The 20,197-nt window shown below is 67.0% G+C and carries 29 protein-coding genes and 4 tRNA genes; 13 read left to right on the forward strand and 20 right to left on the reverse strand.

What is annotated here, in order from left to right:
• The first annotated feature begins 271 nt into the window (after positions 1–271).
• Positions 272–344: transfer RNA gene (locus tag BN996_RS12300), tRNA-Arg, on the forward strand.
• Positions 345–476: 132 nt separating this feature from the next.
• Here the strand turns inward: BN996_RS12300 and BN996_RS12305 are convergent.
• Positions 477–1,160 (reverse strand): rhamnogalacturonan acetylesterase, encoded by a 684-nt coding sequence (locus BN996_RS12305; protein WP_089779388.1) that lies wholly within the window; start codon positions 1,158–1,160, stop codon positions 477–479.
• A 174-nt stretch (positions 1,161–1,334) separates the two neighbouring features.
• Positions 1,335–1,559 carry a DUF7564 family protein gene (locus tag BN996_RS12310; protein ID WP_089779390.1) on the reverse strand — a complete coding sequence of 75 codons (225 nt, stop codon included), beginning with the start codon at positions 1,557–1,559 and terminating at the stop codon, positions 1,335–1,337.
• Positions 1,560–1,703: 144 nt separating this feature from the next.
• On the opposite strand from BN996_RS12310, the gene BN996_RS12315 reads away from it, so the two are divergent.
• Positions 1,704–2,315, forward strand: a complete 612-nt coding sequence (locus tag BN996_RS12315; RefSeq protein WP_089779392.1) for a DUF309 domain-containing protein — start codon at positions 1,704–1,706, stop codon at positions 2,313–2,315.
• A 43-nt stretch (positions 2,316–2,358) separates the two neighbouring features.
• On the opposite strand, the gene BN996_RS12320 is transcribed toward BN996_RS12315, so the two are convergent.
• Together BN996_RS12320 and azf are read right to left on the reverse strand one after the other, a co-directional pair.
• Positions 2,359–2,568: a hypothetical protein gene (locus BN996_RS12320; RefSeq protein ID WP_089779394.1), complete on the reverse strand. Its 210-nt coding sequence runs from the start codon at positions 2,566–2,568 to the stop codon at positions 2,359–2,361.
• A gap of 138 nt (positions 2,569–2,706) precedes the next feature.
• Positions 2,707–3,495, reverse strand: a complete 789-nt coding sequence (azf, locus tag BN996_RS12325) for an NAD-dependent glucose-6-phosphate dehydrogenase (RefSeq protein WP_089779396.1) — start codon at positions 3,493–3,495, stop codon at positions 2,707–2,709.
• A 100-nt stretch (positions 3,496–3,595) separates the two neighbouring features.
• Here azf and BN996_RS12330 point away from each other — a divergent pair, with 100 nt between their 5' ends.
• Together BN996_RS12330 and BN996_RS12335 are read left to right on the forward strand one after the other, a co-directional pair.
• Entirely contained in the window at positions 3,596–3,937 is a 342-nt protein-coding gene (locus BN996_RS12330; protein ID WP_049968055.1) for a dihydroneopterin aldolase family protein, read from the forward strand.
• A 93-nt stretch (positions 3,938–4,030) separates the two neighbouring features.
• Positions 4,031–4,474 (forward strand): DUF5790 family protein, encoded by a 444-nt coding sequence (locus BN996_RS12335; protein WP_089779397.1) that lies wholly within the window; start codon positions 4,031–4,033, stop codon positions 4,472–4,474.
• Positions 4,475–4,497: 23 nt separating this feature from the next.
• On the opposite strand, the gene BN996_RS12340 is transcribed toward BN996_RS12335, so the two are convergent.
• From BN996_RS12340 to BN996_RS12360, 5 genes are all read right to left on the reverse strand, one after another.
• Positions 4,498–5,220: a creatininase family protein gene (locus BN996_RS12340; RefSeq protein ID WP_089779399.1), complete on the reverse strand. Its 723-nt coding sequence runs from the start codon at positions 5,218–5,220 to the stop codon at positions 4,498–4,500.
• A gap of 44 nt (positions 5,221–5,264) precedes the next feature.
• On the reverse strand, positions 5,265–7,202 hold the full coding sequence (locus tag BN996_RS12345) for an ABC transporter ATP-binding protein (RefSeq protein ID WP_089779401.1): 1,938 nt from the start codon (positions 7,200–7,202) through the stop codon (positions 5,265–5,267).
• 62 nt (positions 7,203–7,264) lie between these two features.
• A complete protein-coding gene (locus tag BN996_RS12350) occupies positions 7,265–8,149 on the reverse strand; it encodes a right-handed parallel beta-helix repeat-containing protein (RefSeq protein ID WP_089779404.1) in 885 nt (294 codons plus the stop codon).
• 127 nt (positions 8,150–8,276) lie between these two features.
• A complete protein-coding gene (locus tag BN996_RS12355; protein WP_089779406.1) occupies positions 8,277–8,546 on the reverse strand; it encodes a DUF7538 family protein in 270 nt (89 codons plus the stop codon).
• Between the two features lie 40 nt (positions 8,547–8,586).
• Positions 8,587–9,084 carry a DUF192 domain-containing protein gene (locus BN996_RS12360; RefSeq protein ID WP_089779408.1) on the reverse strand — a complete coding sequence of 166 codons (498 nt, stop codon included), beginning with the start codon at positions 9,082–9,084 and terminating at the stop codon, positions 8,587–8,589.
• Positions 9,085–9,177: 93 nt separating this feature from the next.
• Here BN996_RS12360 and BN996_RS12365 point away from each other — a divergent pair.
• Positions 9,178–9,251: transfer RNA gene (locus tag BN996_RS12365), tRNA-Val, on the forward strand.
• Between the two features lie 146 nt (positions 9,252–9,397).
• Here the strand turns inward: BN996_RS12365 and BN996_RS12370 are convergent.
• Entirely contained in the window at positions 9,398–9,601 is a 204-nt protein-coding gene (locus BN996_RS12370; protein ID WP_089779410.1) for a DUF8141 family membrane protein, read from the reverse strand.
• Positions 9,602–9,706: 105 nt separating this feature from the next.
• Between BN996_RS12370 and BN996_RS12375 the strand changes: the two genes are divergently transcribed.
• The 6 genes from BN996_RS12375 (at position 9,707) to BN996_RS12400 (ending at position 12,606) form a co-directional block, all read left to right on the forward strand.
• Complete coding sequence (locus tag BN996_RS12375; RefSeq protein WP_089779412.1) at positions 9,707–10,105, forward strand: VanZ family protein; 399 nt, start codon at positions 9,707–9,709, stop codon at positions 10,103–10,105.
• A 44-nt stretch (positions 10,106–10,149) separates the two neighbouring features.
• On the forward strand, positions 10,150–10,818 hold the full coding sequence (locus BN996_RS12380) for a hypothetical protein (protein ID WP_089779948.1): 669 nt from the start codon (positions 10,150–10,152) through the stop codon (positions 10,816–10,818).
• Positions 10,819–10,879: 61 nt separating this feature from the next.
• Positions 10,880–10,953, forward strand: a tRNA-Phe gene (locus tag BN996_RS12385).
• Between the two features lie 431 nt (positions 10,954–11,384).
• A complete protein-coding gene (locus tag BN996_RS12390) occupies positions 11,385–11,579 on the forward strand; it encodes a cold-shock protein (RefSeq protein ID WP_004057909.1) in 195 nt (64 codons plus the stop codon).
• Between the two features lie 178 nt (positions 11,580–11,757).
• Positions 11,758–12,483, forward strand: coding sequence for a DUF2270 domain-containing protein (locus BN996_RS12395; RefSeq protein ID WP_089779414.1), 726 nt, complete (start codon positions 11,758–11,760; stop codon positions 12,481–12,483).
• A gap of 49 nt (positions 12,484–12,532) precedes the next feature.
• Positions 12,533–12,606 (forward strand) — tRNA-Phe (locus tag BN996_RS12400).
• 146 nt (positions 12,607–12,752) lie between these two features.
• On the opposite strand, the gene BN996_RS12405 is transcribed toward BN996_RS12400, so the two are convergent.
• The 9 genes from BN996_RS12405 to BN996_RS12440 form a co-directional block, all read right to left on the reverse strand.
• On the reverse strand, positions 12,753–13,571 hold the full coding sequence (locus BN996_RS12405; protein WP_089779416.1) for a DUF7537 family lipoprotein: 819 nt from the start codon (positions 13,569–13,571) through the stop codon (positions 12,753–12,755).
• An 86-nt stretch (positions 13,572–13,657) separates the two neighbouring features.
• Entirely contained in the window at positions 13,658–14,050 is a 393-nt protein-coding gene (locus BN996_RS12410; RefSeq protein WP_089779418.1) for a winged helix-turn-helix domain-containing protein, read from the reverse strand.
• Between the two features lie 91 nt (positions 14,051–14,141).
• Complete coding sequence (locus BN996_RS12415) at positions 14,142–14,789, reverse strand: helix-turn-helix domain-containing protein (protein WP_089779420.1); 648 nt, start codon at positions 14,787–14,789, stop codon at positions 14,142–14,144.
• Positions 14,790–14,876: 87 nt separating this feature from the next.
• The gene (locus tag BN996_RS12420) at positions 14,877–15,338 is read right to left on the reverse strand and encodes a pyridoxamine 5'-phosphate oxidase family protein (RefSeq protein ID WP_089779422.1); all 462 of its coding nucleotides are present in this window, start codon (positions 15,336–15,338) and stop codon (positions 14,877–14,879) included.
• Positions 15,339–15,448: 110 nt separating this feature from the next.
• A complete protein-coding gene (locus tag BN996_RS20175; RefSeq protein ID WP_167344135.1) occupies positions 15,449–15,595 on the reverse strand; it encodes a DUF7560 family zinc ribbon protein in 147 nt (48 codons plus the stop codon).
• A gap of 106 nt (positions 15,596–15,701) precedes the next feature.
• Entirely contained in the window at positions 15,702–15,863 is a 162-nt protein-coding gene (locus BN996_RS12425) for a DUF7560 family zinc ribbon protein (RefSeq protein WP_089779424.1), read from the reverse strand.
• A gap of 106 nt (positions 15,864–15,969) precedes the next feature.
• Positions 15,970–16,368 carry a winged helix-turn-helix domain-containing protein gene (locus BN996_RS12430; RefSeq protein WP_089779426.1) on the reverse strand — a complete coding sequence of 133 codons (399 nt, stop codon included), beginning with the start codon at positions 16,366–16,368 and terminating at the stop codon, positions 15,970–15,972.
• Between the two features lie 56 nt (positions 16,369–16,424).
• A complete protein-coding gene (locus BN996_RS12435) occupies positions 16,425–17,282 on the reverse strand; it encodes a DUF5995 family protein (protein ID WP_089779428.1) in 858 nt (285 codons plus the stop codon).
• 97 nt (positions 17,283–17,379) lie between these two features.
• Complete coding sequence (locus BN996_RS12440) at positions 17,380–17,835, reverse strand: pyridoxamine 5'-phosphate oxidase family protein (protein ID WP_089779429.1); 456 nt, start codon at positions 17,833–17,835, stop codon at positions 17,380–17,382.
• Positions 17,836–17,958: 123 nt separating this feature from the next.
• Here BN996_RS12440 and nucS point away from each other — a divergent pair, with 123 nt between their 5' ends.
• Entirely contained in the window at positions 17,959–18,795 is an 837-nt protein-coding gene (gene nucS / locus BN996_RS12445) for an endonuclease NucS (RefSeq protein ID WP_089779431.1), read from the forward strand.
• Here the strand turns inward: nucS and BN996_RS12450 are convergent, their stop codons facing one another.
• Complete coding sequence (locus BN996_RS12450) at positions 18,796–19,446, reverse strand: type 1 glutamine amidotransferase (protein WP_089779433.1); 651 nt, start codon at positions 19,444–19,446, stop codon at positions 18,796–18,798.
• Positions 19,447–19,653: 207 nt separating this feature from the next.
• Here BN996_RS12450 and BN996_RS12455 point away from each other — a divergent pair, with 207 nt between their 5' ends.
• Positions 19,654–20,184 carry a 50S ribosomal protein L16 gene (locus tag BN996_RS12455; protein WP_004044437.1) on the forward strand — a complete coding sequence of 177 codons (531 nt, stop codon included), beginning with the start codon at positions 19,654–19,656 and terminating at the stop codon, positions 20,182–20,184.
• The last annotated feature ends 13 nt before the right edge of the window (positions 20,185–20,197 follow it).

Below are 20,197 nucleotides of genomic sequence, written 5' to 3' on the forward strand. Positions count from 1 at the left end.
ACGCGGTCCCGGTCTCGTCGCCGGTGCCCGCCGGTGACTGCTCCGCCGCGTCGCCGCCGCTCGAACACCCCGCGAGCGAGGCGCACAGCCCGGCGGTTCCGAGGAGGAGCGCGCGTCGATTCACGTCCGGGGCTAGGCTTGCCGGCGAAAAAGTCCTTGCGTGCGACACGCACACCGACGCCCGCCTCGTGCCGTGGTCCCGCGGTTCATTGGGAGTCCACATCGTAACCGTCTTAAGTAACCGTCGAGTACCGGAGAATGCAGTAAGACAGTCCTGATAGGGTAGTGGACTATCCTCCTGGCTTGCGGAGCCAGGGACCGGAGTTCAAATCTCCGTCAGGACGCTTTCCTTTAGAGCACTACTCTCCGAGAGTCCTCTGTGGCTCTCGGTCTGTCCGCGGTGAGCGGCCACCGAGGAGATTTGAACAGGGAGCGTAGCGAACGTAGTGAGCGAAGTGAGTGAGTTCAAATATCCGTCAGGACTCGACGTGAGCGGCCAGTCCGAGCTCCAGTTCTTCGACTCCGTCGAGCACCAGTTCGGCCATGCGGCGCGCCCCGCGCTCGCTGAAATGCGTGTCGTCGGCGACTCCTTCCGGATAGTTCGGGTGTTCGCCGGGTTCGAGGTGGTTGTAGAGCGCCGTCGACTCTGCGGGGCCGAGTTCCTCCAGGAGCGACCGCGTTCGCTCGTCCATGTCGATGAACGGAACGTCACGGTCGCGCGCGACGGTTCTCGTCAGGTCGGCGTACTCGCGGTGAGTGTCTTTCGGGACGCCGTCGCCGTCGAAGTGGCGGCGCGCGATGGACGTGAGTAACACCGGCGTCGCTCCGCGTTCGCGCGTCTCGCCGACGAGTTTGCGGAGGTTGTCGACGAACGCCGCCTCGGTCGTGTGCTGTTCCTTCGAGGGCACCTCGTCGTTGTGGCCGAACTGGACGAACACGTAGTCGCGCTCGGTCAACTGGCGGACCACGGGACGCCAACGACCCTCCTCCAGAAAGGTGCGGGTGCTGCGGCCGTTTCGGGCGTGGTTCGCCACCGTGACGGCGTCGTCGAAACAGTCGGCGAAGGGCATTCCCCACCCGGTCTCAGGACGCTCGTTCGCCTCCTTATCGGCCATCGTGGAGTCCCCGACGAGATGGATGGTAATCGGCTCGGGCGACATTTCGGTAGGGGTCGTCCGGACGACGTATAGAGACACCGGCCGAGTCAATCGACGGGGTGAACCCACGGACTAACCGTCGCTAACGGGAGCCTACCGAGTCGAATCGAACCGAAACGTCGGGGAAACCCGCGGAACGCCGAGCGCTCTCGGCAGTCCAGACCGGAAAAAGCGCGCTTACGCCTCATCGTAGGGCGGTTCGAGGTCGGGCGACCGCCCGTCGTCCTCCCGGCGGCGGACTGAGGAGGTCGTCCGCGACCGCTGCGGACGGGGGCGAGGCGTCTCCTCGGACCGGGGCTTCGCGGCCCACGACCCGTGACAGTCCCGACAGTAGTTGCCTTTGTACGCCCGCGTGAACAGGTACTGCTCACCACAGCGGATACAAACCGGAGACTGGGTCATCGTTCGACACCTCCGACGAGGGTTTCGAGGGCATTCATGTGCTATCATACCTCATATGCTCCCGAGAGGGATAAGTATGCAAGGCCTACGGCGGGCGAGCCCCGTCTTCGCGGAATCTTTACTCGTGGGCGGCGAACGGTTCGCATGGACGATTCGCTTCGCGCAGGCGTCGCCATCTACAACGCGGGCGCGTACCGGGCGGCCCACGGCGCGTGGGAGTCGCGGTGGCTGTCGCTCGAACGCGACACTGACGACGAGCGGTTCCTCCACGGCCTCATCCAGTTCACCGCGGCGGTCCATCACGCCCGCGACGGCAACGACTCCGGCGCGGTCGGCCTCGCCCGGAGCGCCCGGCAGTACCTCGACGGTCTCGGCGACGACTACCGCGGCGTCGACCTCGCCGGGGTTCGGTCGTTCCTCTCACGGCTCGAAGCCGACCCCGCCGTCGCCGACGACCCGCTGGCGCTCCGAGTCTACGGACGGGTCGTCACCTACGACGACCTCGATTTCGACGCGGTCGCCGTCGCGGCCGAGACGCTCGCGGAGGAACTGGACGGGTACGACGAGTCGGTCGTCGCCGACGCGGTCGAATACGCCCGCGGGGAAATCGCCGAGGGGGAACAGACGCAGTTCACGGCGATGGTGTTCGACTTCGTGCGCAACGAGGCCCAGCGCGGGCTGGTGTTTCAGCGCTTGGGCGAGCACGTCCGCCGGCGGCGACGCCGCGAAGACGACGTGAGCGGCCTGTTCGAGTGAGAAAAAGAGCGGTCCGTCGAACGTCGTCGGAGACGATATCGTTTCAGAGATACTCCTTCCTAATTACGAGCAGTAGCCAGACGACCGGGGCGAGGGCAAGGAGCAAGCCGACGACGCCAAGCAGATAGTCCCCTTCGACGAGTCCCCGCGCCCATCCCCGACCGAGGTGAAAGACGAACAGGGAGCAGACGAGTAACACCGCGTCGCGGAGCGAGAGTTCCGAGTTCTCCGCACTGGAACCCAGTAACGACATTACGCTCCCGTTCGTGTCGAATTTCTATAAACTTTCTCCCGTTCCGTTCGCACGCCTCCAGACCGGCCGTTCCACACGACGACCTAGCTGGAGAACGGGCGTTCGAGAGCCCCGAAAATCGGAGTTCCGACGCCGCAGTCAGGCATCGTCCAGCGGTTCGCCCTCGAAGGTGAACTCGGCGGAGTTGTCCTTCGGGTCGTAGCCGAGCACCGCGCGGGCGCGGTCGATGGAGTAGTACTTCCGGTCGTTGTCGGAGATGCCGTAGACGATTTCGTAGTCGTAGTCGGCCTCGATGCAACACTCGAAGAGGTGCCCGCAATCGCGGTACGACAGCCACATCGCCTGTCCGCGTTCGTACTCCTTCGGCGGGTGGTGCTGGGTGAGGTTGCCGATGCGGACGTTCACGACAGAGATGTCGTGGTGGTCGTGGTAGTACCGGCCGAGCGTCTCGCCTGCGGCCTTGCTCACGCCGTAGAGGTTACTCGGGCGCGGGAGTTCGGTCCCGTCGAGTCGGAACTCGTGGTGCGGACGGTACATGTCCGGGGTCCGGTCCGTGGTCTCGTACGCGCCGACGGCGTGGTTCGAGGAGGCGAACGCGAACTTCTCGACGCCGGCGTCGACCGCGGCGTCGAACATCTGTTGGGTGCCGTCGATGTTGTTCCGCAGGACGCTGTCCCACGGCGCTTCGGGCCGCGGGTCGCCCGCGAGATGGATGACGGCGTGAACGCCCTCCATGGCGTTTCGCACGGCGGTCTCGTCGGTAACGTCCGCGACGTACACCTCCGTGGGGTCGACCGATTCGGGAATCTTCTCGTCGGAGAGTGGCTCGCGGTCCAAAAGCCGCCAGTCGTAGGCGTCGCCGATGTGCCCTAGTATCGCCTGGCCGACGCGCCCGCCAGCCCCCGTCAGCAAAACCGGCTGGTCCATTCGGTGTAACGTCCGGCGAGGGAGGCTAAGTAAGGACCGATTCGCGCTCGCTCGCCACCTCGACCGGCGAACTTTACCCGGCGGCGGCGGAGTTCCCGGTATGGTCACAGACCCGCAGACGGCCTGCTTCGAGGCGGGCATCAAGTTCGGGACGCTCTACCACCAGTTCGCCGGCACGCCGGTCTCGCCCGACAGCGCCCGGAGCCTCGAACGGGCCATGGCCGAGGCCATCGAGAATCAACCGTACTGCGAGTCGGTCTCCGTGCACATTCTCGACGGCGCACTGGAGGCCGAACTCGCCGAGTCGGCCGCCGACTACACCGAACTCACGGGGCGGTTCATGGAAGTCGAGATGGAAATCGACTACGAGGGCGTTCGCGTCCGGACGCGCATGGAGATGGAGGACGGCTACCCGCTGATGAAACTCGTGTCCGTCGAGTGAGGTCGGAAAACGGCCGCAACCGCGACCGAGTCGTTCGATTTCACTTTCACTTTCGGGGTCGTTTTTAAACCCCCACGCGCCGAACGTGTGAGCATGAGTCAAAGCACGCTCGGCGACGACGACCTGTTCGGAGAGGCGGCGGCGGAGATGCGCGCCGACGTCGAGGAGCACCTCGGCGAGGCGCGGTCGGAACTGCCCGACCCGGACGACGTGTGGGAGGCCGAGGCCGACAACGTCCTCGGCGTCCTCAACGGCCTCCGGTCCTCGCTCAACGTCGAGGGCGCGGCCGAGCACGTCCGACAGGCCAAGAAGTGGTACGTCATCGGCCAGCGCGCCGAGGCGTTCGACGACCCCGAGGACCTCGAAGAGGCCATCGAAGAGCTCGAAGAGCTCATCGAGATGGTCGATGAGGCCCACGAACTCGTCGGGGAACTCACCAACACGATGCCGCAACTTCGCGGCGCACTCACCGACGCGGCTGAGGCGGCGGAAGCGGCGGCCGACGACGCCGAAGAAGACGAGGAAGACGAAGAGTAATCGCCGCGCGAGTCGCTGACCGTTCAGTCGAGTTCTCGGCTCTCGACCGCGTCGAGGAGCGACGCGAGCGAGTCGGCCGCGAGCGATTCCAGTTCCGCGCCGCGTTCGGCGTCACCGTCGGCCGGGTCGCCGACGACGCCGTTGTCGGTGAACTCGTCGGAGTCGTGGGCGAGGTTGACGCCCGAGACCCACTCGCCCCAGCGGTCGGCACCGCCCTCGCGGGCCTCGTCGATTCGGTCCTCGCGGACCAGTTCGGGGTGTGTGTGGCGGAGGAGCGCGGTTTCTAGCGGGCCGCCGTGGCCCATGTCCGAAGAGTGCTCGCCGACGGCGTCGAACCACGTGAACGCGACCGCGTAGACGTCGCCCGTCCGCGAGACGCGCCGGCAGAGCTCCGCGAGCGCGTCGATGTTGCCGCCGTGGCCGTTGACGACGACGACGCGGTCGAAGCCGTGGTGAGCGAGCGATTCGACGGTCTCGCGGACGTACGCGCGGAAGGTGTCCGGCGAGACCCACAGCGTGCCGTCGAAGGCGCGGTGTTCCTCGGCGACGCCGACCGGGATGGTCGGACCGACGACGACCTCGCCGTCGAACGCCTCGGCCCCGGCCTCGGCGACCGATTCGGCGTTGAGCGCGTCGGTGCCGAGCGGCGCGTGCGGGCCGTGCTGTTCCGTGCTTCCGACCGGGAGGACCGCGAGGTCGGCGTCGAGGTCGGCGACCTCGGTCCAGGTGGCCTCGGAGAGTCGCATGGCGACAGAAGGGTCGGCCCCGCCCTTAGTGGTGGGCGCTTCGCTCAGTCGTTGCCGGCGTCGACCTCGGCCTGTCGGCGGGCGGCGCGCTCGACGAACTCGTCGGGGAGTTGGTCGATTTCGCCGGCCTGAACGCCCCAGAGGTGGGCGTAGAGGCCGTCTTCCGACAGGAGGTCGTCGTGGGTGCCGCGCTCGACGATGCGGCCGTCTTCGAGGACGAGAATCTGCTCCGCGTCCTTGATGGTCGAGAGGCGGTGGGCGATGCTGAACGTCGTCCGGTCGGCCGTGAGTTCGTCCAGCGAGCGCTGGATGAGCATCTCGGTCTCGGTGTCCACGTCCGAGGTCGCCTCGTCGAGAACGAGGATGTCCGGGTCTTTCAGGATGGCGCGGGCGATGGAGACGCGCTGGCGCTGGCCGCCCGAGAGCTTCACGCCGCGCTCGCCGACCTTGGTGTCGTAGCCCTCGGGGAGGTTCGAGATGAACTCGTGGGCCTCGGCGGCTTTCGCGGCCGCGACGACCGCCTCGTCGTCGGCGTCGAACGTCCCGTAGGTGATGTTGTCGCGGACGGTCCCGTAGAACAGGAACGTCTCCTGGCTGACGTAGGCGATGGACTCCCGGAGGCTGGAGATGGTCACGTCGCGCACGTCCTGTCCGTCGATGCTGACGCGCCCCTCGTCGGGGTCGTACATCCGCATCAGGAGCTTGAGAATCGTCGATTTCCCCGCGCCCGTGGGGCCGACGAGCGCGAGCGTCTCGCCGCCGTCGACCTCGAAGGAGATGTCTTCCACGATGGTCTCGCCGTCGCCGTAGCCGAAGGTCACGTCGTCGTACTCGACGCGGCCCTCGGAGACGGCGAGGTCGGGCGCGTCGGGCTGTTCGGCCAGTCGCGCGGGCTCGTCCATCAGGCCGAAGATGCGGGCGCTGGAGGCGTGGGCGCGCTGATACATGTTGATGATCTGCCCGAACTGGGCCAGCGGCCAGACGAACTGCTGGGTGAGCAGGATGAACGTGACGAACTCGCCGATTTCGAGGTCGCCGGTGAAGGGGCCGGGACCCTGTCCGTTGATGACCCACAGGCCGCCGACGACGAACGTGAGGGTGAAGCCGATGCCCGCGAGGATGCGGAGCGCCGGGAAGAACTTGATGCGGGTGTTGATGGCGTCCCAGTTGGCGTCGAAGTAGTCCATCGAGACGCCGTCGACGCGGTCGGACTCGTGGGGTTCGGCGTTGAACGTCTTGATGACCTGGATGCCGCCGAGGTTGTTCTCCAACCGGGAGTTGAGTTTGCCGACCGACGAGCGCACGTCGGCGTACTTCGGCTGGATGATGCCGACGAACTTCCACGTGAACAGCGCGATGAGCGGCACCGGCAGCAGCGCGACGAGCGCGAGTTGCCAGTTGTACGAGAGGAGGACCACCGCGATGGCGACGACCATCACGGACAGGCGGAAAAACGAGTTCATCCCGTCGTTGAGGAACCGTTCGAGGCGGTTCACGTCGTTCGAGAGGATGGACATCATCTCGCCGGTCTGCTTGTCGGCGAAGAAGTCCATGTTGAGCAGTTGCATCCGGTCGTAGGTGTCGGTCCGAACGTCGTGTTGAATCTGCTGGGCGAAGGCATTCCACCCCCAGTTGCGGAGCCAGTGGAACAGCGCGCCGGCGGTGAAGCTGAACACGATGATGCCGACGGCAAAGAAGAACTGACCGTCTCTGGTCGCGGGGACGAACGGGGCGATCCACGCCTCGGGGACGACGGGGAAGCCGGCCGCGAACGACTTGTCCTGTCGGATGATGGCGTCGATGGCGAGGCCGAGGATGACCGGCGGCATGAGGTCGAGCACGCGGGCGGCGACGCTCGCGAGGACGCCCACGACGAACTCGAAGGTGTTGTCGCGGCCGTACTCGGCGAACAGCCGCCGCATCGGGTTGTCGACCCGCGCTCGTTGGTCCTCGAACGGGTCGTCGTCGGTTTCAGGGGACACGACAGCGGTTCAAGGGGCGCGCGCAGTAAAGTACTCGGGTGCGGGAGCGGGCCGCCGGTAGTTCAACACGAGGCGTTCCGAACCGTGTTCCTGCTCGAACCGCCGGATTCGACGACCGGCTGTTGGCTGACGCCGCAGAGGTCGTTCCGGATGAGTCGGTTGCGGTGGGAGTCGTCCAGCGTGACGCCGTGGGCCGAGAGGCCGGTCGTCACGACGTTCTCGCGGAGGGCGTTGCGGTCGCTTCCGACGAGTTCGAACCCGGCGATGATGATACGGACCTCGTTCTCGACGAAGCGGTTTCGGTGGCTGTCGCGGAGGTGGAAGCCGGGACCACCGCCGTCGGCGAGGTTCCGTCGAAACAGGTTTCGAGAGCTTCCGACGAGCCTCACCGGGAAGTCTTCGGTCAGGAACTCGCAGTCGACGAACTCGTTTCGGTGCGAGTCCACGAGCGTGAGCACGACGGGACTGATGAGCGTGCAGGACTCAAATCGGGTCCGCGTGGTGCGTCTGAGAACGACGCTCTCCGATTCGAAGATGAAAAAGCTCGTGTTCGTCACCGCACAGCGCGACGAGTCCGCGATGACGAGCTGTTGTCTCTCGTCGCTCGGATAGCCGGTGACCTGCGAGTCCGCTATCGTCACCCGGCTCGAATCGGTGATTCGTCCGCCCTTCGTCAGCGCGATGTCGGCTATCGAGACGCGACTGCCCGAGATAGCCGTCTCGCCGACGACGGCGTACCCCCGGCCGTCGACGCGGACGTCGTCGGCGAAAATCTCCAGACAGTCGAGGTCTCCGTCGAGGTAGTACCGCCCCGACTCGGTGATGCTCGCGCATCCCGAGAGCACCGTCCCGGTCGGCCTCGCCCGCGACACGCCCGGCGCGAGCGCCGGAAGCGCGGCGAGCCCCAGTCCGCGAAGCGCACCTCTCCTCGTGATGTGTGTCGACATAGAACACATTCGACTACAACACGTCGGCACAAATACAGATATTGTGAGATTGTTACCAACTACGTATCAGGCTTTGTGACGTACTGGAACACCGACCGGTCGGAGCGGGTCGGACGCAACCCGGACGTCAGACGACTCGGTCTTCGACGTCGGGGTCGACGCCGGCCTCGACGAGGTCCTGCCGGACGCGCTCGCGGAGCGGGTCGGGGACCGTGTCGCGGCCGACGGGGACCGCGACTTCGCCGTCGCCTTTCACCTTCCAGTAGAGGACGCAGTCGGACGGTTCGTAGTACTCGATGCTGTAGGCGTCGTCCGCCCCGCGGTAGTGGACCCGCGCGGCGAACCCCTCGGCGCGCCAGCCTTCGAGTTCGGAGAGCGCCGCGACGTGTTCTGTCATGGTGGGGCCTACGGTCGCCGGCCCTTCGGGCGTTTCGCTTCTACTCGGCTTCGACCCGGTCGCCCGCGGAGATGCCGGTCTCGTTCGTGTAGCCGTAGGGGAGTTCGAGGACGTACCTCCCGGTTCCGCGGTAGCGGGTGAGGTCGGACTCGCTCGTCCCCTCGGGGTCGAGTTCGGCGTGGTGGATGCGCGTGATGGTGCCGTTTTCGGCGACGAAGACGATATCGAGGGGGAAGTCCATGTCGCGCATCACGTAGGCGTAGGTGCCCGACGAGTCGTGGACGAACCACATCCCCTCGTTTTCGGCGAGCGATTCGGTGTCGCTCAGGCCGGTGAAGCGCTTGGCACGGGTGTCGGCGACGCGGGCGTCGACGGTCGCCAGCGTCTCGCCGGTCTCGTCGTCGACGACGGTGAGCGTGGTCCGTTCGTAGCCGTCGGTCGAGCCGGGGACGACCGCCGGGTTGGTGAGGTACGCGACGCTCGCGACCGCGACGACGACGGCGACGACGAGCAGAGCGGTTCGCGCGCGAGAGGTCATTGCCGGACGTGACGGTCGCCGCGCGTCTAAGGGTTCCGGGGACCGGTCGAAACGAAAACCGTTATGAGCGCGAACCGGTTCGATTGAGGTGCAGGGCTCGTGGTCTAGTTGGTTATGACGCGGCCTTTACAAGGCTGAGGTCGGTGGTTCGAATCCGCCCGAGCCCACTAATTCTGTGTGAGCGACAGCGAACACGAATTAGTGAACCGAGGGCGATTCGAACCAGGGAGCAACTCGTTGCGACCGAGGTTCGAATCCGCCCGAGCACCGACTGCTATACGAGCGACCGAGGTTTGAATCCGCCCGATGCCGCTCACACACTTCGTTGCATCACCAAAAGAGACACCGGGACGCTGGCGGCGACGAGACCGAACGCGCCGCCGACGAGCGGTTCGACACCCAGCGACGGACCGAGTAGGTAGCCGCCGACGAATCCGAGCGGGTCGAAGACCAACGCGAGGATGATGAGCTGTACTGCGAAGTTCTTGGAGGTGAACCAGCGGGGGAGTAGCGACACGGTTGTCGAAACGTGTCGCCAACCTGCTATTTAATTTCACGTGGTCGCGGTCGGAGCCACGAGGACGCGAACCCTTTTAGCCCACCACGAACCCACCACCGAGTAGTGAACCCAATCGCGCGACTCCGCGAGAACCCGCGGCGGGCGGCCGTCGCCCTCGGGTACGCGTTCGTCGTCCTCGTGGCGTCGGTCGTTCCGACGCCGCCGGGGAGCCTCACACCGATGGGTCCGCTCGGACTCGTCGGCCTCGACAAGTGGGTCCACGCGGCCGGGTACGCCGGCCTCGGATTCGGTTTCGCGGCCGCGACTCGCGCGAGGGGGCGCGAGGAAGTCGCGGCGGCCGTCGTCGCCGCCGGCGCGTTCGGAGCGGGCATCGAGGTCGTGCAGGCGGTGCTCCCGTATCGGTCGTTCGGCGTCGCCGACGCGGGGGCGAACCTCGTCGGCGCGGTCCTCGGCGGGGTCGTCTGGGTCGCGCTCGTTCGGGTCGCGGAGTCCCGGAGGTAGGGTTATCTCACCACCTCTCCAAGGGGGCACGAACGGTGAAGGAAATGGGCACGAGACGACTCATCCGGGCACTCGGTCTCGCGGGAATCGGCGTCGTCGGGGCGTACCTCCTTGCGGTTCGGCCGTGGCACAGGCGCTGGGGGACGACAGACGACGAGGCGACGGGCTGGCTCCCCGGCGACGACTTCGTCGGCGACGCGGACGTCACCTCGACGCGGGCGATCACGATTACGGCCCCCGCGCGGGCGGTCTGGCCGTGGGTCGTCCAGTTGGGACAGGGCCGCGGCGGGTTCTACAGCTACGAGCGACTGGAGAACCTGTTCGGTCTGCAGATTCACAACGCGGACCGAATCCTCCCGCAGCACCAGCGACTCGACGTGGGCGACGAGATACGACTCGGCCCGCCGGGGTCGGGCGCGCCGTCGTTCCGGGTCGCCTTCGTGGACCCCGAGCGGAGCCTCGTGTTGAGCGCGCCGGGCTGGGAGACCGGAGAGAGCCCGGCGACGTGGACCTTCGCGTTGCACGAGGTTGCGCCCGGCGCGACGCGGCTGGTCGTCAGGTTCCGCGGGCGGTCGGAGACGCTCCGCGAGCGCGCGATGAACCGATTGGTCGTCGAGCCGGTCCAGTTCGCCATGGAGCGGAAGATGCTCAAGGGGATTCGTTCGCGGGCGGAGCGGGCGCGGGCGAGCCCGACGGGCGGCCGGCACCGCTGACCGGACGCCGACGGGCGATTCGAAAGCCTTTTTGATTCGGTCCGGCTTCGGAAGAGTGCGAGCCGCCTTAGCTCAGACTGGGAGAGCACTCGACTGAAGATCGAGCTGTCCCCGGTTCAAATCCGGGAGGCGGCATATTCTGAGATTCTGAGCGGGGCGAAGAATCGAAGAAACGACGCCGGACTGATTTGAACCCAAGAAGTCGAACGGAGTGAGTCTTCTTTCGGTTCAAATCCGGGAGGCGGCATTTCTCTGTACCTGACCACCGAGCGAAGCGAGCGTGGCAGGTACTGTAACTGCCACCCGACCGAATTCTGAACCAGCGAGCAAATCGAAGATTTGCGAGCGAGGTTCAAATCCGGGAGGCGGCATTTTTCTGCGAACTACCGAGGGAGCGGAGCGACCGAGAGTCACCCTCGGTCGGCGGCAATCGAATTCCGGGCGGCGCAATCGAACAAGACAGCATTCAGACGTTTCAACCCCGGAGAACCGAACACACGGCACCGCTGGACCCAGAGGCGTTCTTCAGAAGACTTATCCGCGTGAGGTCGCTTGATTCAAAGGCAATGGCGAAAGGTAAGGTCGACTTCTTCAACGACACTGGCGGCTACGGTTTCATCTCTACTGACGACGCGGACGACGACGTGTTCTTCCACATGGAAGATGTTGGCGGTCCGGACCTCGAAGAGGGTCAGGAAGTGGAGTTCGACATCGAACAGGCCCCCAAGGGCCCGCGCGCGACCAACGTCACGCGCCTGTAATTCGGTCTCCGAATTCAGAGACAGACGAATCGATTTCTGAGAATTTTTTACACACCCTGAGCCGCGGGACCGCCCGGCGTCGGGCGTGCGGCGTCCGCGCGGCGCGCGGTAGCCACCGTTCCGACCCGCGACCCAGAAGGCTCTTATCCCTCGGTAGTTGTGCATCAAACGAACAACAATGTCCGACGACGGGGAGCTGGAACCTCCCGCGGGGATAGACGACTCCCACATCGGCGCGGGCGTCTTCGACGAGACGATGGGCCCGGGTTCGTCGTTCGCACACCTCTACCGGGGCGAGATACACCGGATGAAGTCGTGGCGGGAGCGGCTGGACCGGACCAGCAACTGGGCGATTACGCTGATGGCCGGGATTCTGACGTGGTCGTTTTCCGCACAAACGCACCCGCACTACATCATCCTCCTCGGGGTGGTGACGCTGAGCATCTTCCTCTGTATCGAGGCGCGGCGCTTCCGCGCGTACGACATCTGGCGCTCGCGGGTTCGGATGTTTCAGCAGAACGTCTGGGCGTACGCGCTCGACCCGGACGGCGGCGTCCTCGACGAGGACTGGCGGAAGAAACTCGGCGAGGACTACCGCACGCCGAACATGAAGATACCCTTCGAGGAGGCGCTGGCCCACCGGCTCCGCCGGGTGTACCTGCCGCTTTTCCTCGTGATGCTCGTCGCGTGGGTCATCCAGCTTACGACGTACACGGAGGGCGCGACGCTCGTCGGGAGCGCCGGCATCGGCGGCATCCCCGGCAACATCATCGTCGCGTTCGTCGCCGGGTTCTACGCGACCCTGCTCGGCATCTCGTTCCGCCCGCGCGAGTGGCACGTCAACGGCGAACTCATCCCGAGCGACGTGACGGGGTGGGAGGAGTCGGAGTACGGCGGGTCGTAGCGCCGCAATTCGAAATGGTTTTTTCGCTCCTGTGCGTCTGTCGAATCGCGCCGCCTTAGCTCAGACTGGGAGAGCACTCGACTGAAGATCGAGCTGTCCCCGGTTCAAATCCGGGAGGCGGCATATTCTACGATTCTGAGCGGAGCGAAGAATCGAAGAAACGACGCCGGACTGATTTGAACCAGCGAGTAACTCTCCGAGTCGCGAGTGAGGTTCAAATCCGGGAGGCGGTCCCATGTTAAGACCGAGAGCGACAGCTGAATCCTCGCCTACGCCCGCGCCTCGCCGAGCCACGCGGGTTCGTCGACGGTCGTCGAGCCGACGCCCGTGAGTGAGTACTCCCACGACCCGCTCACTTCGGTCCCGTCGTCCATCCGCCCCGAGAACGCCCACGATTCGTGGCGCGAGAGGCCGTCTCCGTCGACGAGGACGACGTACTCGAAGCTCGTGACCTCCAGCGTGCCGGGTTCGCCCTGCGCCGCGGCCGACCCGGCGAGAATCAGCGCCTCGTTGGCGGCCGACAGCTCGTAGCGTTCGACGGACGCGCCGTCGAACGTCTCGGTGCCGGCGAACGTGAGGTCGTCGTCAGCGCCGTACGCGCGGGCCTGCGAGAGCGCGATGGCGGTGGCGAGGACCTCCGTCGACCCCTCGTAGGAGGTGTAGGTGGCCTCGTCGCCGTCGCCGACCCGGACGTACGTCACGCCGTCAGCGACGAACTGCTCGACGGCCCCCGAGTCGGGTTGGCCGTCGGTCGTCGACGTCGTGCGGGTGTGCGACCGTTCGGTTTCGAGGTCGGCGGCGAACTCGCGGGTGACCGCGGTCTCGACGCCGTCCGCGTCGACGCCGGTGTACGACCAACTGACGGTGAAGCTCCCGGCGTCGCGGAGGAGGCGCTCGGGGTCGTTCAACTCGAAGTCGTCGCCGTCGGTGGACCCGTCGACAGCCGAGCCGCCGGTGGATTCGCCGGTGTCGTCGATACCGTCGGTGTCGTCGGTCTGGGCGGCCGGTGCGACGTCAGCGCCGCCGGCACATCCGGCGAGGAGCACGAGAACTGCGACAATCAGGACGGGAACACGGTTGGAGTACACGGCGACCGTACGACGAGTAGAATCTTAAGTAGGCACAGCGAATCGCGTCGGTTCGGCGCTGTCGGCGACGAACGCGAGCGCGCACCTCAGGCCGTCACCGACGCCGACTCGGTCACGTCGCGGTGCGAGACCCGAACCTCGACGCCCGACGGGGTGACCGAGACGGTCACGTCGTCGACGGTGCGTTCGTATTCGGCCGTGTGGGTGCCGGACCGCGAGATGCGCAGGCGCTTCGAGAGGAGGCCGGCGTCCGCGAGCGGGTCGAGTTTTCGGTAGGTCGTCGAAAGCGGGAGGTCGCACGCCTCCGAGAGTTCGCTCGCCGAGCGGGCGACGCCGTCGGTCGCGTCGAGGATGCACCGGCAGTCGTCGTCTTCGAGAAGCGAGAACAGCGCGTCGACCTCGGCGTGGTCGTCGACGACGCGGGGTTCGGACGACGCGGTTGCAGAGCGGAAATCGAACGGGAGCGAAGCCTGACTCATACTTCTGTAGAATCGGCGAACGGGGACCAACGGACAGCCCCGATAGCGTGGGACGTTTATATACTCCCGGCGGGCGGGGACGCGGCGGCCGCTAGCCCTCTTCGAGAATATCGCCGAGCAGTTTCGTCAGGGCGGCGGCGAGGTGTTCCGAGAACGTCGACTGGTTGATGCCGAGTTCCGCGGCGACCTCGGTCGCGTTGGCTCCGCGCGGGCGCTCGAAGTAACCCATCCCGTAGGCGGTCTGGAGGACTTCGAGCTGGCGGGTGGTGAGCTTCCCGCGGTCGACGAAGACGCTGTCGCCGGGGGCGTCGCCGGTCGGCGAGCGCACGAGGCGTTTGATGTCGAGCCCGGAAAAGCGGTCGCGAAGCTCGCCGATGACGGCCTGTAGCTGTTCGTAGTCGGCGGCGTGGAAGACGAGCGTCAGGCTGCCGCGCTGGGCGAAGTAGCGGTCGACCGGACAGCCGAACTCGCCGAGGCACTCGCAGGGACAGCCGGCGCTCCCGTCGTGGGTGTAGCGGTAGAGATGCTTCGACCCGTAGGAGAAGATGGGTTCGAGCGCGGACGCCTCCGGCGGGTCGTCGGCCTCGACGACGAACTCCGAGACGCTGACGTCGCCGGGGGTCGAGACGACGCTGGTCGAGACGGAATCGACGACGGAGTCCGTCGAGTGAGCGACCGAGGCGACGGGGCAGACCGACGGCGAGGCGAACTCGACCGTGGCGCGAATACCGGCTGGCATCGTGTTACGCGCGGGCGATTTGGGGGTCGCCGCGGGACGAGGGGACCGCCGCGACGAGGGCCGTCCCGGATGCGACGACAGCGGGCATTACTGTTCGGGCTCCGCGCCGTCCAGTTCGACGGCTCGGCCGCTCAGCGTCTCGGGGTCGAGTTCGAACAGTTGGATGTCGAGGTCGCGCTTCGTCTCGCCCCAGATTTCGAACAGCGGGCGCTTGGCCTTGCCGTACTGGACGATTCGTTCGACGGTCAGCTCGTCGGGGTCGACGCGTTCGAGCGTCCCCTCGGCGATGATGCTCCGATAGCTCCCGTCGTTCGACTCGTGGACGACGAGTCGCGCCCGCGGCGACGACGTGAGGAACTGCCGCTTTTCGCTTTCGGGCGTGGAGACGAGTCGGAGATAGAACCGACCGCTCTCGCCGTCGTAGCCGTAGGAGATGGGTATCGCGTATGGTTCGTCCGCCTTCGCGAGCGAGAGGACGCCCGTCTCGTGACGAGCGAGAACCCCGTGTATCTCGTCGGGCGAGAGTTCGGTCTGTTGGTCCAGAGACATCGGTTCGTACCACCAAACTCGTGGCCGACGTAATTACTGTTACTTCTCGGCGGTGCCCGAGAGAGCCCAGTCTGGCGAAACCGGGGGGCTCGGCCGCGGCCGAGGGGCGCTCAATCGGTCGAAAACGCGTCCGGCGTGAGCGCGGCGCTGCAGATGACACAGCCGTTTTCGAGGAGGGCGTCGCGCATGGAGTCGTTGACCAGCATGGACTCCGCACACTCCGGGCAGACGAATGTGTAGTCCGCGCTGTCGCTCATGTGGTTCGTAGTACGCGTGGCACACGTATATGTAGCCTACTGTTTTTCGAACGCCGAGCGCGCGCCGGGCCGCGCGCCGCGGCCGGACGCGACGACGGAGTGAGACTCACGCGGGACATGGGTCGAAGGCGTCGGTCGAGGCGGGGCTTCCGCAGATGGGACAGCCGCGTTCGAGGACCGCCGCGCGCATCCCGCCGTTGACGGCGAACCCCTCGCCGCACTGCGGACACGTGAACTCGTAGTCGTCCGTCGGCGACATCGCGCTCATCAGTCCACCTCCGGCGAGGCGAGCGCCGTCTCCGTTCGCTCCGTCCGTCGGGTCGGGCCGGCGACGCGCGCCGCGGTCGGCGACGGCGACGGCGTTCTCACCGCGTTCATCGCGACCGGCCCTCCGCGCCGTCTTCGCCGCCGTCGGTGGCGACCTGCCGGAACGCGAGCGACACGCCCGCGTCGTCGAACGAAAACGAGAGCGTGTCGAAGTTGGTCGCGAACTCCCGCGGGTGGTGCGCCGCGGTCTGGATACGGAGTCGCTCGTCGAGGAGCGACGCCTCGGTGAGCTGGTCGAGCTTCCGGTAGACCGACGACAGCGGCACGTCACAGAGTTCGGCGCACTCCTGTGCGGTCCGCGGGGCCTCGTCGCAGGCGGCGAGGATGCGCCGGCTGTCACCGTCGCTGAGCGCGGAGAGGGCGCTCGACGGGTCAGAGAGGACGTGACTGCGGCGCGAGTTTCGGGTCAGCGACTGTTCGACGGCGGAGACAGATGACGCGTTCATACATCTACAGACAGCCGGCAACGGGAGGTATCTCCTCCCGCGCTATCCGGGGAGGTTTAAGTACTCGGCCCGTCGCCGGCTTCGAGTTGCGCCAGTCTACGGCGCACCGCGGGGTTCGAACTCGGCGCGAGGATGAAGTGGCCCGCGCCCATCGTGAGGCTCCGCAAGTACCAGTAGACGACGCGCTCGACCGGGCGGAACCGGCCGTCCGTCAGGGCGACCGCACCGCGCCACGCGTTCCGTCGCCCCTCGCGGAGCGTGAAAAACGACAGCGCCTCGTCCAGCCGCCCCAGCGACTCGTCGATATCGGCGACGCCGTCGGCGTACCGCTCGGCGATGAGGGCCTGTTCCTCGTCGACGAGACGGCGGAGGACCCGGTTGATGCGGCGGTGGTCGTCGTACTTCGCGGGGCGGTCGGGGTCGATACCGACCTCGTGGAGCGCCAGCGCGAGGTCGTAGTTGACGTGCGCGTTGACGCCGAGCAACACGTCCTGCACGACGAGCGACTCCCCGGCGAGCGCCGTCTCGAAGGAGAGTTGCCACGGGTCGGGCACGTCGTCGTGGTCGCCGCGCTCGAAGGCGCGGAACGCCCGGCGATAGTGGTCCGCGAAGGTGACGAGGTAGTCGGCGACCCACTCGGGGTCGGTGAACTCGTCGCCGCCGAGTCCGCGGTCTACCTCGGCGGTCACGCGGACGTAGATAGTCAGGAAGGCGGCGCGGCGGTCGCCGCGCTCGTACAGGAGCGATTCGAGCGCCGACAGCCGGTCGTGGGCGTCGGCCACGTCTCGGAACGGCGCGTCGACGAGGGCGAGAACCTCCTCGCTCGCGTCGCGGGCGACGCGGGAGAGAGAGGGGTTCGGCGTCCGCACCGCGGCCGCGAGCTTCCTTCCCTCCTCGAACGTCGTCCGTCGCATAGGCTGAATTCTCAGACGGTCCCGGCTTCGATAACGATACCGGCGCGCGCGGGTCGTCACGGTCCGGGCCGCGGCGGGTCACTCGGCGGCGCGGCGCTCACGCGCCCCGGCGCTGGAGACCGGACCGAGCGTCGATACGAAGCTCCCAGCCGAGGATGTCCTGCATCGGCTCCGTCTCCGAGAACAGGGTCGGGTACCACGCGTTGTCTTCGAGCACGTCGCGGACGCGGTCCCAGTCGCCGTCGTCGACCCGGCGGAGTTCGCCGTCGACGACGACGCTCTCCCACTCGTCCCGCGAGGGGGCGTTCCAGACGGCGAAACTCGCGCGGGCGGTCCGCTCGGCGAAGTCGGTCTTCTTCGAGGACTCGCCGGGGCGGAGGAAGACGAAGTAGAGCCGCCCCCGGTCGGCGTCGTACCCGAACGAGAGGGGAATCCCGTAGGCGACGCCGTCGTCCGCGAGCGAGAGGACGCCGACGCCCTCCTCGCGGAGCAGGCGGTCTATCTCCTCGGCCGGCATCTCGATTCGGTTGTGGTCGGCGAAACTCGGGGCCATGTGAGATATACGCACGGAGGCGACATAAGCCTGCCAGCGAATCGGAACGACCGGCGAGCGCCGCGGGCGGCGCGCGACGCGGGGCTTATCCCCGACGACAACGAACCGCGGGACGACACCCGGATGACGGTGAACACACTCCACCGGCCGACGCACCGAGACGCCCTCGTCCACCTCGAAGCCGCCTTCGAGCGCGGCGACATGGTGACGATATTCGGTCGGTGTACGGTCGACTACGACGGCCGCGCGACGAGCGAACTCGGTCCCGGCGACCGCCTCGTGGTGCTGAAGCCGGACGGCTCGATTCTGGTCCACACCGACGAGAAGCGGACGCCCGTCAACTGGCAGCCGCCGGGATGCACCCATTCCGCGAGCGTCCGCGACGGCCGGCTTCTGGTCCGGAGCACGCGCACGAGCCCCGACGAGCGACTCGACGTGCAGTTCGAGCGCGTCGAGCAGTGTTCGGCCTACGCCGTCGACGACCGAAGCGACCTCGAACTCGTCGGGAGCGAAGAGGACCTGCGCCAGCACATCCTCTCGGACCCCGACGTCCTCGAAGCGGGCTTCGAGCCGCTCGAAACCGAGCGGCAGAGCGACGCGGGCGCTATCGACATCTTCGGCGAGGACGCCGACGGCGTCGCGGTCGTCGTGGAGTTGAAGCGCCGGCGCGTCGGCCCCTCGGCGGCGAGTCAGCTTCGCCGGTACGTGGACGCGCTCCACCGCGAGTTCGGCGACGACGAGCCGGTTCGCGGCGTTCTCGTCGCCCCCTCGGTCACGGAGCGAGCCGCCGACATGCTCGACCGCGAGGGGCTGGAGTTCGTCGCGCTCGACCCCGAGACGGGCGAACCGCCGGTCGAGGAGGACGACGGCGAGAGCCGGGACGAAGGAGAGACCGCAGACGACGACGGCGACGGCAACCGCGACACCGACGACGGCGACGGCAACCGCGACGACGCCTAATCAGTCCAGACCGGCGGCGGCGACGAAGTTCTCGACGGTTCGGTCGGCCGTCACGTCGCCGAAGTCGCGGTCGGCGTCGCTTTCGGGCCAGCCGAAGTCGTCGGCGACGCGGTCGAGGAGGGCGGCCGTGAACTCGGGGTGGTACTGGACCGTCCAGACGGGCGCGTCCTCGTGGCGCGTGGCGAGGTAGTCGTAGTAGTCCGCGGAGGCGACGGTCTCCATGCGGTCGCCGGGGGCGACGACGTAGTCGCCGTGGACCATCGGGATGCGCCCGGAGACGCCCTCGAACAGGGGGTCGTCGCCGAGGTCGACGTCGGCGATGCCGCGGCGCTGGTCGCCGGCTTCGACGGTGCCGCCGAGGGCGTCGTTGACGAGTTGGTGGCCGAAGCAGACGCCGAGCGTGGGCAGTTCGCGGGCGACGAGGTCGCGGGCGAGCAGGCGCGCGTCGTCGAGCCACGGCCGCCCGTCGGTCTCGTAGACGCCCGCGGTGCTCCCGGTGATGACGACGGCGTCGACGTCCGAGAGCGTCGGGAGGCCGTCGTCGGGAAGCGAGTGAACGGTCCCCTCGCGGCCGGCGAGGGCGAGGTCGGCGAGCGCGTCGGTGAAGTACGCGGGGCCGTTCGCGGGCATACAGTCGCAGACGAGCAACATGGTCCGAATCGTGACGGTGGCGGCGCATAAGCGTGTCTCCCGGCCGGGACGGGCGGCCCGTCCGCCACCGGCGCTCGGCGCGGCTCGACTACGGTTCGGCGGCCCGCCGCGACGAACCGGCGTGCCAGCGCCTCACACGACCGCGGCGGGCGAATGAAGCTTCGAAGCGTTTTTAGCCCGCCTGACCCTTCGGTTTCACAAGTAACCATGTCAGACAAACCCGCCTCTATGTACCGGGAGATTACGAACCCGGCGTACACCCGACGCGAGTACATCACGGGCATCCCCGGTTCGAAGATCGCACAGCACAACATGGGCGACCTGCAGGCCGACCCCGAGGACTACCCCGTCCAGATCAGCCTGAAGGTCGAAGAGGAAGTGCAGATTCGCCACGGTTCGCTCGAATCCGCGCGTCTGTCTGCCAACCGCCTCATGCTCAAGCACGCGGGCGAAAAGCAGTACAAGATGATTCTGCGCAAGTTCCCGCACCACGTCATCCGCGAGAACAAGCAGGCGACCGGCGCGGGTGCGGACCGTGTCTCCGACGGGATGCGCCAGTCGTTCGGGAAGGTCGTCGGGACCGCCGCTCGCATCCCCAAGGGCGAGACGGTGTTCACCATCTACTGCGACGTCGAGGACGCGGAGACGGCGAAGGACGCCTTCCGCCGCGCGTACAACAAGATGTCGCCGCCGTGCCGCATCGTCGTCGACCGCGGCGAAGAACTGCTCGTCGCGTAAGTTCGCGTCTGCG

The sequence above is a fragment of the Haloferax massiliensis genome, from assembly GCF_001368915.1.
Lineage (GTDB): Archaea > Halobacteriota > Halobacteria > Halobacteriales > Haloferacaceae > Haloferax > Haloferax massiliensis.

What these genes read in the sequence shown, in the direction of transcription:
- BN996_RS12340 (WP_089779399.1), bottom strand. Translation starts at nt 5,220, where the DNA reads ATGCGACTCTCCGAGGCCACCTGGACCGAGGTCGCCGACCTCGACGCC.
- BN996_RS12395 (WP_089779414.1), top strand. Translation starts at nt 11,758, where the DNA reads ATGTCCGACGACGGGGAGCTGGAACCTCCCGCGGGGATAGACGACTCC.
- BN996_RS12430 (WP_089779426.1), bottom strand. Translation starts at nt 16,368, where the DNA reads ATGAACGCGTCATCTGTCTCCGCCGTCGAACAGTCGCTGACCCGAAAC.
- BN996_RS12455 (WP_004044437.1), top strand. Translation starts at nt 19,654, where the DNA reads ATGTCAGACAAACCCGCCTCTATGTACCGGGAGATTACGAACCCGGCG.
- BN996_RS12420 (WP_089779422.1), bottom strand. Translation starts at nt 15,338, where the DNA reads ATGTCTCTGGACCAACAGACCGAACTCTCGCCCGACGAGATACACGGG.
- BN996_RS12390 (WP_004057909.1), top strand. Translation starts at nt 11,385, where the DNA reads ATGGCGAAAGGTAAGGTCGACTTCTTCAACGACACTGGCGGCTACGGT.
- BN996_RS12425 (WP_089779424.1), bottom strand. Translation starts at nt 15,863, where the DNA reads ATGAGCGCGATGTCGCCGACGGACGACTACGAGTTCACGTGTCCGCAG.
- BN996_RS12315 (WP_089779392.1), top strand. Translation starts at nt 1,704, where the DNA reads ATGGACGATTCGCTTCGCGCAGGCGTCGCCATCTACAACGCGGGCGCG.
- BN996_RS12350 (WP_089779404.1), bottom strand. Translation starts at nt 8,149, where the DNA reads ATGTCGACACACATCACGAGGAGAGGTGCGCTTCGCGGACTGGGGCTC.
- BN996_RS12415 (WP_089779420.1), bottom strand. Translation starts at nt 14,789, where the DNA reads ATGCCAGCCGGTATTCGCGCCACGGTCGAGTTCGCCTCGCCGTCGGTC.
- BN996_RS12330 (WP_049968055.1), top strand. Translation starts at nt 3,596, where the DNA reads ATGGTCACAGACCCGCAGACGGCCTGCTTCGAGGCGGGCATCAAGTTC.
- nucS (WP_089779431.1), top strand. Translation starts at nt 17,959, where the DNA reads ATGACGGTGAACACACTCCACCGGCCGACGCACCGAGACGCCCTCGTC.
- BN996_RS12305 (WP_089779388.1), bottom strand. Translation starts at nt 1,160, where the DNA reads ATGTCGCCCGAGCCGATTACCATCCATCTCGTCGGGGACTCCACGATG.
- BN996_RS12450 (WP_089779433.1), bottom strand. Translation starts at nt 19,446, where the DNA reads ATGTTGCTCGTCTGCGACTGTATGCCCGCGAACGGCCCCGCGTACTTC.
- BN996_RS12360 (WP_089779408.1), bottom strand. Translation starts at nt 9,084, where the DNA reads ATGACCTCTCGCGCGCGAACCGCTCTGCTCGTCGTCGCCGTCGTCGTC.
- BN996_RS12440 (WP_089779429.1), bottom strand. Translation starts at nt 17,835, where the DNA reads ATGGCCCCGAGTTTCGCCGACCACAACCGAATCGAGATGCCGGCCGAG.
- BN996_RS12335 (WP_089779397.1), top strand. Translation starts at nt 4,031, where the DNA reads ATGAGTCAAAGCACGCTCGGCGACGACGACCTGTTCGGAGAGGCGGCG.
- BN996_RS12355 (WP_089779406.1), bottom strand. Translation starts at nt 8,546, where the DNA reads ATGACAGAACACGTCGCGGCGCTCTCCGAACTCGAAGGCTGGCGCGCC.
- BN996_RS12380 (WP_089779948.1), top strand. Translation starts at nt 10,150, where the DNA reads ATGGGCACGAGACGACTCATCCGGGCACTCGGTCTCGCGGGAATCGGC.
- azf (WP_089779396.1), bottom strand. Translation starts at nt 3,495, where the DNA reads ATGGACCAGCCGGTTTTGCTGACGGGGGCTGGCGGGCGCGTCGGCCAG.
- BN996_RS12410 (WP_089779418.1), bottom strand. Translation starts at nt 14,050, where the DNA reads ATGAGTCAGGCTTCGCTCCCGTTCGATTTCCGCTCTGCAACCGCGTCG.
- BN996_RS12310 (WP_089779390.1), bottom strand. Translation starts at nt 1,559, where the DNA reads ATGACCCAGTCTCCGGTTTGTATCCGCTGTGGTGAGCAGTACCTGTTC.
- BN996_RS20175 (WP_167344135.1), bottom strand. Translation starts at nt 15,595, where the DNA reads ATGAGCGACAGCGCGGACTACACATTCGTCTGCCCGGAGTGTGCGGAG.
- BN996_RS12320 (WP_089779394.1), bottom strand. Translation starts at nt 2,568, where the DNA reads ATGTCGTTACTGGGTTCCAGTGCGGAGAACTCGGAACTCTCGCTCCGC.
- BN996_RS12435 (WP_089779428.1), bottom strand. Translation starts at nt 17,282, where the DNA reads ATGCGACGGACGACGTTCGAGGAGGGAAGGAAGCTCGCGGCCGCGGTG.